Consider the following 607-nt stretch of genomic DNA (forward strand, 5'->3'; position numbering starts at 1 on the left):
GTGCTCCGACTACTTGTAGGCACACGGTTTCAGGTTCTATTTCACTCCCCTTCCGGGGTGCTTTTCACCTTTCCCTCACGGTACTGGTTCACTATCGGTCACTAGGGAGTATTTAGCCTTAGGAGATGGTCCTCCTAGATTCCAACGGAATTTCTCGTGTTCCGCTGTACTCAGGATACACTCCGGAGGAAACTTCTTTTCAATTACAGGGCTGTTACCTTCTATGGCTGATCTTTCCAGATCGATTCATTTAAGAAATTTCTTGATAACTCCATGTGGAGTGTCCTACAACCCTAGTAGGCAAGCCTACTAGTTTGGGCTAATTCCCGTTCGCTCGCCGCTACTTAGGAAATCGCTTTTGCTTTCTCTTCCTCTGGGTACTGAGATGTTTCAGTTCCCCAGGTCTGCCTCAACTATCCTATGAATTCAGATAGATGTACCATTTTATTACAAATGGTGGGTTGCCCCATTCGGAAATCCCCGGTTCAATGTCTACTTACGACTCCCCGAGGCATATCGGTGTTAGTCCCGTCCTTCATCGGCTCCTAGTACCAAGGCATCCACCGTGCGCCCTTATTCACTTGACTAGCAAGCAAATAAGTAAAAA

At 47.0% G+C, this 607-nt stretch carries 1 rRNA gene; it reads right to left on the reverse strand.

Annotated features, from left to right (window positions below):
• Positions 1-587, reverse strand: a 23S ribosomal RNA gene (locus tag FHP05_RS15160); the annotation flags it as partial.
• Between the last annotated feature and the right edge of the window lie 20 nt (positions 588-607).

The organism is Cerasibacillus terrae (assembly GCF_008039555.1).
Classification (GTDB): Bacteria; Bacillota; Bacilli; order Bacillales; family Amphibacillaceae; genus Cerasibacillus; species Cerasibacillus terrae.